The sequence below is a fragment of the Pseudomaricurvus alcaniphilus genome (genome assembly GCF_011440395.1).
GTDB classification, from domain to species: Bacteria; Pseudomonadota; Gammaproteobacteria; order Pseudomonadales; family Cellvibrionaceae; genus Pseudomaricurvus; species Pseudomaricurvus alcaniphilus.
Window position 1 is genome coordinate 1 of sequence record NZ_JAAOIX010000012.1, and the last position, 12,786, is coordinate 12,786.

9 protein-coding genes, 1 tRNA gene, 2 rRNA genes and 2 pseudogenes are annotated in these 12,786 nt (G+C 52.2%); 10 read left to right on the forward strand and 4 right to left on the reverse strand.

Annotation, left to right across the window (positions count from 1 at the left end; translation table 11 throughout):
• Both G8764_RS19365 and rrf read left to right on the forward strand, forming a co-directional pair.
• Positions 1-76, forward strand: a 23S ribosomal RNA gene (locus tag G8764_RS19365); the annotation flags it as partial.
• Between the two features lie 213 nt (positions 77-289).
• Positions 290-405: ribosomal RNA gene (gene rrf, locus G8764_RS19370) — 5S ribosomal RNA — on the forward strand.
• A 397-nt stretch (positions 406-802) separates the two neighbouring features.
• Here the strand turns inward: rrf and yhbY are convergent.
• On the reverse strand, positions 803-1,105 hold the full coding sequence (gene yhbY, locus G8764_RS19375; RefSeq protein WP_166166906.1) for a ribosome assembly RNA-binding protein YhbY: 303 nt from the start codon (positions 1,103-1,105) through the stop codon (positions 803-805).
• A 96-nt stretch (positions 1,106-1,201) separates the two neighbouring features.
• On the opposite strand from yhbY, the gene rlmE reads away from it, so the two are divergent.
• The 7 genes from rlmE to G8764_RS19410 all read left to right on the forward strand — a co-directional run bounded on the left by rlmE (position 1,202) and on the right by G8764_RS19410 (position 7,687).
• Positions 1,202-1,825 carry a 23S rRNA (uridine(2552)-2'-O)-methyltransferase RlmE gene (gene rlmE / locus G8764_RS19380; RefSeq protein WP_166166909.1) on the forward strand — a complete coding sequence of 208 codons (624 nt, stop codon included), beginning with the start codon at positions 1,202-1,204 and terminating at the stop codon, positions 1,823-1,825.
• Positions 1,826-2,044: 219 nt separating this feature from the next.
• The gene (gene ftsH / locus G8764_RS19385) at positions 2,045-3,961 is read left to right on the forward strand and encodes an ATP-dependent zinc metalloprotease FtsH (protein ID WP_166166912.1); all 1,917 of its coding nucleotides are present in this window, start codon (positions 2,045-2,047) and stop codon (positions 3,959-3,961) included.
• A gap of 117 nt (positions 3,962-4,078) precedes the next feature.
• Positions 4,079-4,873: a dihydropteroate synthase gene (gene folP / locus G8764_RS19390; protein ID WP_207951982.1), complete on the forward strand. Its 795-nt coding sequence runs from the start codon at positions 4,079-4,081 to the stop codon at positions 4,871-4,873.
• Between the two features lie 22 nt (positions 4,874-4,895).
• Complete coding sequence (gene glmM / locus G8764_RS19395) at positions 4,896-6,233, forward strand: phosphoglucosamine mutase (RefSeq protein ID WP_166166918.1); 1,338 nt, start codon at positions 4,896-4,898, stop codon at positions 6,231-6,233.
• Positions 6,234-6,360: 127 nt separating this feature from the next.
• The gene (gene tpiA / locus G8764_RS19400) at positions 6,361-7,101 is read left to right on the forward strand and encodes a triose-phosphate isomerase (RefSeq protein WP_166166921.1); all 741 of its coding nucleotides are present in this window, start codon (positions 6,361-6,363) and stop codon (positions 7,099-7,101) included.
• A gap of 73 nt (positions 7,102-7,174) precedes the next feature.
• Positions 7,175-7,594: a preprotein translocase subunit SecG gene (gene secG, locus G8764_RS19405; protein WP_166166924.1), complete on the forward strand. Its 420-nt coding sequence runs from the start codon at positions 7,175-7,177 to the stop codon at positions 7,592-7,594.
• Positions 7,595-7,602: 8 nt separating this feature from the next.
• Positions 7,603-7,687 (forward strand) — tRNA-Leu (locus G8764_RS19410).
• Positions 7,688-7,821: 134 nt separating this feature from the next.
• Here G8764_RS19410 and G8764_RS19415 read toward each other — a convergent pair.
• The 3 genes and pseudogenes from G8764_RS19415 to G8764_RS19425 all read right to left on the reverse strand — a co-directional run bounded on the left by G8764_RS19415 (position 7,822) and on the right by G8764_RS19425 (position 10,551).
• Positions 7,822-8,331, reverse strand: a complete 510-nt coding sequence (locus G8764_RS19415) for a Fic family protein (protein ID WP_166166927.1) — start codon at positions 8,329-8,331, stop codon at positions 7,822-7,824.
• 826 nt (positions 8,332-9,157) lie between these two features.
• Positions 9,158-9,367: pseudogene (locus G8764_RS19420) on the reverse strand (ATP-binding protein); the annotation flags it as partial.
• A pseudogene (locus G8764_RS19425) lies at positions 9,368-10,551 on the reverse strand (IS3 family transposase).
• Positions 10,552-10,901: 350 nt separating this feature from the next.
• Between G8764_RS19425 and G8764_RS19430 the strand changes: the two are divergent.
• A complete protein-coding gene (locus G8764_RS19430; protein ID WP_166166930.1) occupies positions 10,902-12,620 on the forward strand; it encodes an arylsulfatase in 1,719 nt (572 codons plus the stop codon).
• Positions 12,621-12,786 lie beyond the last annotated feature (166 nt).

Genomic DNA, 12,786 nt, shown 5'->3' on the forward strand with positions numbered 1-12,786 from the left:
ACGTTGATAGGCTGGGTGTGTAAGCGTTGTGAGGCGTTGAGCTAACCAGTACTAATTGCCCGTGAGGCTTGACCATATAACTGAAGTTACTGAAGTGTGCGGACAATGCACGGACAGGTACGACAGTGAGAAATACACACGATTGATCGGTAAACAACTTTATACTCGCTTTTTGCTCCTGCAAAAGCGATGTACCCTCCATCCCTGGAGGGCATCCACCACCCTATTTGGACACGGCCAGAGCAGCGCGTAACAGCGCATCAGACTCCAACCGATCCAAGCCAGTTTGGCTGACAACCATAGAGCTTTGGTACCACCTGATCCCATCCCGAACTCAGTAGTGAAACGAAGCATCGCCGATGGTAGTGTGGGGTTTCCCCATGTGAGAGTAGGTCATTGTCAGCCTCTTAAATTAAAAAGGGCCCGTCGCAACGCGACGGGCCCTTTTTTAATTTAAAGATACTATGAGTTAGTGTCACTGTATAACGGGCAACATGTGACCTCCCCTGCGCCGTCGGCGCGGGGAGGGGGCGCCGCAGGGCGCCGCGAAGCGGATGGAGGCAAAGCCTTCATCCCACTGTAGGTCATTGTCAGCCGCTTAAATCAAAAAGGCCCATCGCTGCGCAATGGGCCTTTTTTTGTGTTCGTGGATTGGTGTCCTGTGCCCCTATACTCCGCCCACAAAAAAGCCCCAACCGATTACCGGCACGGGGCTTTCTGTCAGTTGCCTGTGTAGCTTTTACAAGCTTACAGCTGCAGGCGGCTCGGGGACCTTCCGTCCAGGGCCGTCAGGCCCATTCCATTAGCGCAATATGTTCGACAGCCTCGGGTTGGGCTTTTGCGCCGCCCGGTACAGCAGCACTACCTTGCCAATTTCCTGCACGCTCTCCGCCCTGGATTGCTGGCACAGCTGCTCGACAACCTGTTTGCGCAAGTCGCGGTCAACAATCGCCAGCTTTACCTTGATCAGCTCGTGGTCTTCCAGGGCCCTGTTAACCTCTTCCAGCACCGCCTCGGTCAGGCCTTTGCCGGCTATGGTGACCACCGGATTGAGAGTGTGACCGATAGAACGGTATTGTTTTTTACGCTCGTTTGTTAAAGGCATACAATGGTCCAAAATAGCTGTGAATATTGCCCTGCAATCGCAGAAAGGGCGGTATTGTAACTCAAACTTCGATGCAATATAGGTTCGGTAGGAAGTATGGCCAGGTCAAAAAGCAGTAATCGGTGGCTGGATGAGCATTTCGGGGATCAGTATGTAAAGCAATCCCAGCAGGATGGCTATCGCTCGCGGGCCAGCTATAAACTATTGGAGCTGAATAAAAAAGACAAGGTTATCAAGGCCGGGGATACAGTGCTCGACCTGGGCGCGGCACCGGGTGGCTGGAGTCAAGTGGCCGCCAAGCTGGTTGGGCTCAAGGGGCGTGTGATCGCGTCGGATATTCTGCCGATGGACTCACTGGCCAATGTGGAATTTATCCAGGGAGACTTCACCGAGGATGAAATCTTCGAGCAGCTGCTGGCCCAGCTCGGAAAAGGCAAGGCGGACGTTGTAATTTCCGATATGGCCCCCAATATGAGTGGTATGGCCGACGTTGATCAGCCCCGTGCCATGTACCTGGTAGAGCTGGCGCTGGATATGGCGAGGGCAACCTTGAAACCAAATGGCTTTTTTGTGGCCAAAGTATTTCAGGGTGAAGGTTTTGACGAGCTGGTCAAAGACGCAAGAACTTCCTTCAAAAGCGTATTGATACGCAAACCGGATTCCTCCAGGGCTCGATCCAGGGAGGTCTTTGTGGTTGCAAAAGGCTTTCTCAGTGGTTGAGTGTCAGTATCTGCACGGACGTTTGGCACCTTCGACATCGTTTAGAGGTCGTATACAGGGTATACTGCAGGTTGATCCATTTATCTGTGCCAGCACTATATATCTATAGTCCCGGATTGCTGGGTCTGGGCTGACAGGCCGGAAAAGAGAGGCGGGGCCGTTGTTTACAGGCGGTGGTCGCTTTAAAGAGTTTTATACGAGGGTGCTTGATTGAACGACATGGCAAAAAATCTGATCTTGTGGCTAGTAATTGCGGCGGTTCTGCTGGCAGTGTTCCAGAACTTTAACCCGCAAACAGCCCAGGACACCTTGACGTACAGTGAGTTCGTCAAAGAAATTCAAAGCGACAGGGTACGAGAAGTATCCGTCGACGGCCTGATCATTGTCGGTACCCGTCATGACAACAGCCGCTTCGAGACAGTGAGGCCGCAGATCGCTGACGACCGCCTGATGGATGACCTGCTCAACCACAACGTCACAGTGAAGGGCCAGAAGCCCGAGCAGCCGAGTCTATGGCAGCAATTGCTGGTGGCCAGCTTCCCGATACTGTTGATTATCGTCGTCTTTATGTTCTTTATGCGGCAAATGCAGGGCGGTGCTGGCGGCAAGGGCGGGCCGATGAGCTTTGGCAAGAGCAAGGCCAGGCTGCTCGGTGAAGACCAGATCAAAACCACTTTCGCGGATGTGGCTGGCGTTGACGAGGCCAAGGAAGAAGTGCAGGAGCTGGTAGAGTACCTGCGCGACCCATCCAAGTTCCAGCGCCTGGGCGGCAAGATCCCCCGTGGTGTGCTGATGGCCGGACCTCCCGGTACTGGTAAAACCCTGTTGGCCAAAGCTATCGCCGGCGAAGCCAAGGTGCCGTTCTTTTCTATCTCCGGCTCCGACTTTGTGGAAATGTTCGTCGGTGTGGGTGCGTCCCGAGTGCGGGACATGTTTGACCAGGCCAAAAAGCAGGCCCCCTGTATCATCTTTATCGATGAGATCGATGCCGTTGGTCGCCACAGAGGGGGCGGTCACGGCGGCGGTCACGACGAGCGCGAACAAACCCTTAACCAGCTGCTGGTAGAAATGGACGGCTTCGAGGGTAATGAGGGCATCATTGTTATCGCCGCGACCAACCGTCCGGACGTACTCGATAAAGCTCTGCTGCGCCCCGGCCGTTTTGACCGCCAGGTATTCGTCGGCCTGCCCGATATTCGCGGTCGCGAGCAGATCCTCAAAGTGCATATGCGCAAGGTGCCAATCGATGAAAAGACCAAGCCGTCGATTATCGCCCGCGGTACTCCCGGCTTTTCCGGTGCTGACCTGGCCAACCTGGTGAATGAGGCGGCGCTGTTTGCGGCCCGCTCCAACAAGCGCCTGGTGACCATGGAAGAGTTTGAGAAGGCTCGCGACAAGATCATGATGGGCGCCGAGCGCAAATCCATGGTTATGGGGGAAAAAGAAAAGCAGAATACCGCCTATCACGAGGCGGGGCACGCCATCGTGGGGCGTCTGGTGCCCGAGCACGATCCGGTGCACAAGGTTACCATTATCCCGCGCGGTCGCGCGCTCGGCGTCACCCAGTTCCTGCCGGAGGACGACAAATACAGCCTTAGTAAACGCGCCCTTGAATCCCAGGTATGTACCCTGTTCGGCGGGCGGATAGCCGAGGCCATGACTCTGGGCGAGGATGGGGTCACCACCGGTGCACAAAATGACATTGAGCGAGCCACCAGTCTGGCACGCAATATGGTGACCAAGTGGGGCCTGTCGGAAAAGCTGGGTCCCCTTCACTACGGCGAAGATGAGACTGGTATGCCCGGTGTGAGTGGCGCCCCGAACTATTCCGCAGCTACCTCGCAGGCCATCGACGAGGAAGTGCGCAAGATAATCGATGAGTGCTACGCCAAGGCGAGAAGCCTGCTGGAAGAGAATCGGGACATCCTGGAAGCGATGAAGGATGCCTTGATGGAGTACGAGACTATCGATGCGGAGCAGGTGGACGACCTGATGAAGCGCAAGAAGGTGCGCCCGCCTCGCGACTGGCATGACGATGACTTTAGCGGCCATATCAAGGACGAAGAAGTCAAAGACAAGCCGGCGGACAATGGCAAGAAAGGCAACCCGATCGGCGGTCCGGCTGAACATCACTAGTCACCTTCGGGACCCGGCTCCGGGTCCCGTTTTCCCCCGTTTATTTGTAGCGATATCTCTATGACCTCTCTGTTGCGTTGCGGCAAACGCAATCTCGATTTGTCCCGGCCTGCCGTTATGGGAATTCTGAATACTACGCCGGATTCCTTTTCAGACGGTGGTCAGCTGCAGCGTGACGGCGCGCTCGATCTCGACTCTGCGCTGGCCAGGGCCAGGGATATGGTCGCAGCTGGCGCCGATATTCTGGATATTGGTGGCGAATCGACCCGGCCAGGAGCCGAGCCTGTGTCCGTTGCCGAGGAGTTGCGACGCGTCATCCCGCTAGTGGCCGCCATCGATCGCGAGCTGGATGTGGTTATCTCGGTCGATACCAGTACCCCGGAGGTGATGCATGAAGCGGCCGCAGCCGGTGCCGGGCTTATCAACGATGTTCGTGCCCTGCAGCGCAAGGGCGCCATGGAGGCAGCTGCCGCCACGGGTTTGCCCGTCTGCCTGATGCATATGCGCGGCGAACCGAAGACCATGCAACAGCAAACCGACTACCAGTCGGTGGTTGCGGAGGTGCTGGACTATTTACTGGGGCGGGCAGGCGCGGCGCAGCAGGCAGGGATCTCAGCGGATCGGATCCTGCTGGACCCGGGTTTTGGTTTCGCCAAAAGCCTGGAGCAAAATTTAAGCCTGGTGCGGCATTTGCCCGAACTGGCGAAAAAGGGCTACCCCATCCTGGTGGGGATGTCGCGCAAATCAATGCTTGGCCCGATCACCGGCCGTGATGTGGATCAAAGACTGGCAGGAAGTTTGGCGCTGGCACTGCTGGCGGCCCAATCGGGTGCTAAAATTATAAGAGTTCACGATGTGCGGGAAACCGTTGACGTATTGCGTGTGTGGTCCGCGGTAGGCTCTGCGGTATAAGACAGGTTAAGAGGGGCAGTTAATGTCACGTAAATATTTTGGTACCGACGGAATTCGCGGCCGGGTGGGCGATGGCGCTATCACCCCGGAATTTGTCCTGCGGCTGGGCTGGGCCGCCGGCAAGGTGCTGGCGAACCGGTTTCTTGGCAATAAGGGCATCCTGATTGGCAAGGACACGCGCATCTCGGGGTATATGTTCGAGTCGGCGCTGGAGGCGGGGTTAATCAGCGCCGGTGTCGATGTCGGCCTGCTGGGGCCTATGCCCACGCCGGCCATCGCCTACCTGACGCGCACCTTCAATGCCCAGGCCGGCATTGTCATCAGTGCGTCGCACAACCCCTATTATGATAACGGCATCAAGTTTTTCAGCGGCACCGGCACCAAGTTGCCAGACGACATCGAGCTGGCCATTGAGGCGCAACTGGAGTTGCCAGTCACTACGGCAGAGCGGTTGGGCAAGGCCTGGCGTATCGCTGATGCCACCGGCCGCTATATCGAATTCTGCAAAGGCACCCTGCCCTGGGGGTTCAGCCTGGCCGGGGTGAAAATCGTTGTCGATTGCGCCAACGGTGCGACCTATCACGTGGCCCCCAATGTATTCAGGGAGCTGGGCGCCACGGTTGACGCGCTGGCGGTCTCGCCCGATGGCGAGAATATTAACTACGAGTGCGGTTCTACCGAGCCCCAGAAGTTGCAGCAGCGGGTGCTGGAAACCAAGGCCGACTTGGGAATCGCTTTTGACGGCGACGGCGATCGCGTGGTGTTTGTCGATCACAAGGGTGAGGTTGTCGATGGTGACGAGTTGCTCTACCTGATCGCGCTTTACAAGCAGCAATTTGCCGGGGGCTGTAGCGGTGTGGTTGGCACCCTGATGAGCAATTATGGTTTTGAATTGGCGCTGCAGCAGCTCGATATCCCCTTTGCGCGCGCCAAGGTGGGTGACCGCTATGTGATTGAGCAGATGAACTCGCTCGGTTGGTCACTGGGAGGCGAGAACTCCGGGCATATTATTTGTAACGACGTGACCACCACTGGCGACGGCATTGTGGCAGCTTTGCAGGTTTTGCTGGCACTTTCCGTAGCCGGCAAATGTTTGCATGATCTCAAGCAGGGCATGCGCAAATTGCCGCAGCACATGATCAATGTCCGTGCCAGCGGTGATATGAACCTGCACGGCAACACCACTATTGACCAGGCGGTAAAAGCAGCGGAAAGCGAATTGGCGGGCCGTGGTCGGGTGCTGCTTAGGCCGTCCGGCACCGAGCCGGTTGTACGAGTGATGGTTGAAGGGGAAGATCCGGAGGTGGTCGAGCGCATAACCCGGGAGCTGGCCGAATCGGTGGAGCAGGCGCTGGCCTAAACAGCGTTAAAAATTGCTCCAGAACGGCGATAAGGCGTTGTAACCTATGATCTTTTCCGCTACCATTTGCGCCCGTTTTGGCTGGAGCCTAAAGCTTCGGTGGGACAATAGTCTCGGTGAGTGAGTAATGCGACGACCCTTGGTGGTAGCCAACTGGAAGATGAACGGCAGCAAACAGACTAACAGTCAGTGGCTGCAAGAATTTGCCGGATTGTGGCAGGGACAGCAGAACGCTGAAGTCGCGGTCTGTCCACCAGCAGTGTATTTAGCCCAATTGCAACAGGCCTTGGCAGGCCAAGCGGTACTGTTAGGGGCGCAGGATGTTAGCGCCGCGGAGTCCGGGGCTTATACCGGTGAAATATCCGCCGCGATGCTGTCCGAATTTAACTGTCGCTACGCGATAGTTGGGCACTCGGAGCGCCGCGAGTATCACGCCGAAAGCAATGCCCAGGTAGCCGCCAAATTTGTGGCTGCCCAGGCCCAGGGCTTGGTTCCTTTACTCTGCATTGGCGAAACCCTCGCCCAGCGAGAGGCCGGAGAGACGCTGGCGGTAGTGGGAGAGCAGCTGCGGGCAGTGGCAAAATTGGCTGGAGTTGAGGCCATGACCCGCTCCGTTATAGCCTATGAGCCGGTATGGGCAATAGGTACAGGCTTGACCGCCAGCCCGGAGCAGGCGCAAGAGGTGCACGCCTTTATTCGGCAGCAGTTGGGCGGCGTGGCGCAGGACGTCAGGGTGCTCTATGGCGGCAGCGTCAAGCCAGGCAGCGCCGTTGAGTTGTTTGCCCAGCAGGATATAGATGGCGCGCTGGTAGGCGGAGCCTCTTTGAACAGTAAAGATTTTTACGACATTTGTCGGGCGGCGCAGTAGCGAGTCCGGACAAGCGAAATTACATGAACGATTGTTGCTGCGAGTGAGCAGTGACGAGCCTTAAGGCGTAGTGATGGAAAATATCATTCTGGTAGTGCACGTGATCACGGCACTGGCGATTATCGCTCTGATTCTTTTGCAGCAAGGCAAAGGGGCAGAGGCGGGCGCATCGTTCGGTTCCGGTGCATCGCAGACCGTTTTCGGCAGCCAGGGCGGAGGCAACTTCTTCACCCGGGCGACGGCCATATTGGCAACCGTATTTTTTATAACCAGTTTTGGTTTGGCTATAGTTGCCAAGCAACAAGCGAGCATCAGCATGACGGACGGTGTCCCGATGGTTGATGATGCTGCAGCAATACCGGCAGCTGTTCAGGCCGGAGCCAAAGAGAGTGACAGCGACGTCCCAGTGGGTGATGTGCCCGCGTTTGATGCAGGTGGCGCACCAGCGTCGGACATACCTGCAGCTCAGGATCCAGCGGATATTCCTCAGTAAAAGTTTATGCCCAAGTGGTGGAATTGGTAGACACGCTATCTTGAGGGGGTAGTGGCGTAAGCCGTGCCGGTTCAAGTCCGGCCTTGGGCACCATATCAAAGTCTGGAGTAATCCAGAAAAGTACAGAAAGCCCCGCCAGCCGGGGCTTTTTTGTGCCTGGGTGTCCAGCATGGTCTGTTGGTATCCAATGGCGTCCGGCAAATTGGGTAGGTATCGTTGTTGGTATCCTAGTGCAATTCAGAGTCGATACCAACAAATCTTCCTGAGGCCTCCTCGATCGTAATTATTATATTGTTATCCGGCATTGCCCGTGTAGATCTCGCCGCGGTGGCTGAAGGTATTCCGCTATTGGATGTGAATTTATTGTTGCGAAATACTGGGTTTGTGAAGACAAAATCAAGTGCGACTACGTTCCATTTCGAAGACAGAATCTCAGAAAATTTTTGTTTCATCTCTTCATAGAGTGCCCTTATGTTCTCAGCGATGGTTAGATTTCTAATTGCTTGCTGTTCAATTGCCACCAGGAAAAAAGAGCACCATTCGTCCCAGTTCCCACTTTCTGGCACGCGCCGTATGGTATCAATATACTCATCTTTATTTTCTTCAAAGTAGCCGCTGACATAAAAATGAGGCGCTGAAAAAGTCCCGGATCGCCATAGCATTAATATTATTAATATGCGGCCAATCCTTCCATTTCCATCTTTAAATGGATGCAATGCTTTAATGCCTGGCGTCAACTATCTTGGCCGACCGGCCACGCTAATTGTCGCCGAACAGCAAACTATTAAAGGCGGTAGCAGAATATTGTAGGTATCCCCCCCAAAACTTGGCGAACCAGAAGAGGCCCCTTTGTCGCCAATTGGGATGAAATCAGGTTGCGACTTGAATTGATGCCAGAAACGGAAACCACTGCCATAGATAGGGATTTATATTACTATAAGTAACACTAATTTACACTTGCTGTATATGGGGCTAAGTGAGCGTTTTTATCGTCACTCCTACTATATATAGTAGTTTTAGCTATCTTATTAAGTTTTTTAACCCAATCAGGTCGACAAAGTAATCCCTTTCCAGCTAGCTAAACACAAACGGCAGTGTTACTATGTGTAACGAAAGGTAGCAAATCGGTGGTGGTCGAGTTTCCAAGCCCTGACCATCACAAACATGAACCAGACCAGAGGGCCTGAATATGAAAAAGCTTGGTGTACTGTTATGGATGGCATTCCTCGCGCAAGGCGCGGCTCCTGCTACGACTTCACTGATCTCGCGGTCCTGGTGGCAGAGGCCAGAGCCGACTGGGTTACCCGGTCGCCAACTGGTTAACAGCGATGCGCCGTCAAGCTCGAACAACACATCCGTTTTGCCAGTGAAATGCTGCCCGTGAATTTGACACAACGGTCCACGGAGTAGCTCGAAGCTTCAATTGAGCTCTGATCGGCGTGCGCATTGAGCGAATGCGCTCATCTGAGCTGGCCACCACTACTCTGCTAGCGCGAGATTATCCACGCATGTAAAGGCGTATTGCGCCAGTTAACTTTGTTGGTTGATAGGGGGTGATTGTCGTCAGCTCATGATTTGCATCTCCCTTCTATTGAGTGAAGCCTTTTTAGGGTAGCTCTTGCCCTTGATTTCCAGAATGGTGGCGTGATGTACCAGGCGGTCGATAGCGGCAACCGTCATCATGTTGTTGTCGAAGATTTAGTCCCAGGCACTGAAGGGTTGGTTCGAAGTAATCATCAAACTGGAGTGGTCAAGTAATTTGTGACAGACCAGTTAAGCAACTTTCTTCAGTTCAGCCATAGCTGATTCGTAATCATTGGAGCTGCTGCTGTAATCCAGATAGGAGTGCAGCCGCCAGCTGTTATAAAACAACACAATGTAATCCAGAATACCCTGCTTCGCCTCGTCACGAGTTTTATATTGTTTCCACTGGACGCGCTCTTTCTTCAAGCTCCCAAGGAAGCTCTCTGCACACCATTGTCCCAGCAGTTTCCTTTGCGGCTCATGCTGCCTACAAATCCATATTCCCTCAGTAGGCGCCGGTATGCTTTGCTGGCGTACTGTGAAACCCGGCCCGAGTGCACGATCAATCCTGCTTCCGGTTGCCGCCTCCACATGGCCATACGCAGTGCATCAGTAACCAAGTGGGGATTCATTCGCGACCCCATGCTCCAACCCACTACCCGACGGTTGAACAGGTCGATAAACATTGTCAGATACAGCCAGCCATCCTGGGTCCAGATGTAAGTAATGTCTGAGACATACGCTTGATCTGGTTTGTCCGTGGCGAACTGTCTCGCCAACACATTCTCAAGTACCGGTTGTTTGTGATTGCTATTGGTCGTCACCTTGTACTTCTTGCGGTAGCGTGCCCTGACACCTGTTTCGCGCATCAAAGACCGTGCCTTTCTGCGACCCACTGGATAACCTAGTGCATTAAGCCACCGCCGTATTTTCCGGGAGCCGTAGCTGTAACCACTGGATTTCCCAATCTTTTTTACCGCTGCCAGCATCGCTTGATGATCAGGATCTGGGCGTTCATTCTGTTGACCCCTACCTCGCTGGTAATAGGCATTGCGGCTTACACCCAGTAGGCGACACATCACATCTACAGGCAAGTCTTCTTATATTGGGTAATGAGCGCGTACTTTAACGCGCTTCCTTTGCAAAGAAGTGGTGAGGCATTCCGACCGTCGCCTTTTTTAGAATATCTTTCTCCATTTTCAGGCGGCGATTCTCTTCTCGCAATCGACAAATTCGGCCTGCTCCTCCGTCAGCTTGCCATTACCCAGGAACGCCTGCCCATCGCCACCTTGATGCTCTTGTATTCAGCGACCCAGCATATTGGCATTAATTTCCAGGTTGCGCGCTGCCTCCGCTCGCGTATAACCTTGCTCTAGCATCAGACTGATAGCATCCAGCTTGAATTCTTTTGAATACTTCTTTCTTGTAGTCATGTTCAGCCTCCAGGTTCAGGATTTAACTCCTTAACTGGGCTGGTCACATCTATTGAATCACTTCACTATCGAAGACTAGACACCAATAGAGAAAGTAACCCTTATGCGGACGGAAGGCAGCGTCGCAAGAGACCGAGTAGAATCAATTCTTCAAGAGAGTTTGTCGCTGGTTCGCACCTCGTCTGCCCACAATAGTTTGCTCGCCAGCAATCAATGAAAACCCGATGGAGAGTTTAAAAAGACATTCAACTCGATTGCCAATAGTCCGCTATCTACTGTAAATTGGTGGGCTCGGGTATTGACCCTTTCTTATTCTTATAGTGCATATAAATATTTATTCGGGGAAGAAAATGAGCCATAAAAGACTGTGTAAAATAACTTCCAGCTCAGTGTTATTGGTCCTGTTTATTGTATTGATGGGATGTTCTGGTGAGGGTGGATATATTAAAACCACCGCAGAAGATAAATTTGAAGTCGGCAAAGATGAGCAGCGTCCAAATATTGTAGTAATAGTTGCTGATGACTTGGGTATGGCCGATATAGGTGCTTTTGGGAGTGAAATTCCTACGCCTAATATTGATGCATTAGCCAAATCTGGCGTACAACTTACTAATTTCCACACAGCGCCTACCTGTTCACCCACTCGCGCCATGCTACTTTCAGGTACAGATAACCATCAAGCTGGAATCGGTGCAATGAAAGAATTTATGGGGTCTAGTGCACGCTATCTTCTCGAAAAGCCTGGTTATGAAGGGTACTTGAATAACCGCGTCGCAACTTTGCCAGAAGTAATGGCTGAAGCAGGCTACGAAACCCTAATGGTAGGTAAATGGCATTTAGGGTATAAAGAAGATCAAGTGCCATCTGCTAGAGGTTTTCAACGCTCTTTTACTTTGTTAGAAGGAGGGGCAGGCCACTTTGATGATTTCTCAATGATGCCTTTCGCTAAAAAAGCGACTTATCTGGAAAATGGTAAGCCGGCAACATTACCTCAGAACTTCTATTCATCGCCTTTTTATACAAACAAGATGGCACAATATATAGATGAGCGCGATAGCACGAAACCATTTTTATCCTATTTGGCTTATACGGCTCCTCATTGGCCCTTACAGGCACCTGATGCGTCAATTGCTAAATTTAAAGGTAAATATGATGAAGGTTACGAAGTACTTTTAGCTAATCGTGTCGCTAATCAAAAAAAAATGGGCTTAATTCCTGAATCAACTGATGTACCTGAATTGCCTAAAAACCTGAAGCCATGGGCCAGCTTAACTGCTGAAGAGCAAAAGATTTCTGCCAGGAAGATGGAAATATATGCAGCAATGGTTTCTGATTTGGATGCTGCTATTGGTGACTTTGTAAGCCATCTAAAAGAGAAAGGACTCTATGAAAATACCATTATCTTTTTCTTTTCTGATAATGGTACAGAGTATAATACACCTGAATCAAGAGTTTACAGGAAGTTCTTACCTGAATACGTTAAAGCGTGTTGTGATAATAGCTACGAGAACATGGGTAAAATTAACTCATATGTAATGTATGGACCTGAATGGGCGCGAGCTGGAAGTGGTGTGCATCGTTTATATAAAGGCTCTACAGCGCAAGGTGGAATTAATACGCCAGCTTTTGTTCATTTTCCTAAAATGGTTAATGCTAAAAAGTATGATGGTTTTGTTTCAGTGATGGATTTAATGCCTACTATGATAGAGCTTGGTAATGCAAAACATCCTTATTCAGCAGGCAATACAGAGAATAACGTTTTACCCATGCGTGGCTCATCTATGGTAGATATGCTAACCAGCAAAGATGGCCGGGTTCATAATGATGACTATGTTATGGGCTTTGAGCTTCATGGTGGTAAGGCAATTCGAAAAGGGCATTGGAAAATCCTTTTATTAAATCCGCCGGCGGGCACCGGTCAATGGCAATTGTACAATTTGGCCAACGACCCGGCTGAGCAAATTGATTTGTCTGAAAGCAACCCTGAAAAGCTTGAAGAGTTAAAGCTGGCTTGGGAGGAATATTCCAAAGCGGTGGGTGTACAAGCAATTCGGCCTTTGCAAAAATAGGTTAAGAGTAACTGTAAGAGCTCTTGGATCAGCTGGACTGATTTAAGAGCTTTTTCTGTAGGGCACTATAGAACCTCGAAAAAGGGGTAAGCCGCGGCAAGTGCCGTCGCAGGGTTAAGCTAGGAACAGCGGTGGTCTCGTTGCCGGATACTTATGTTGGAATAAG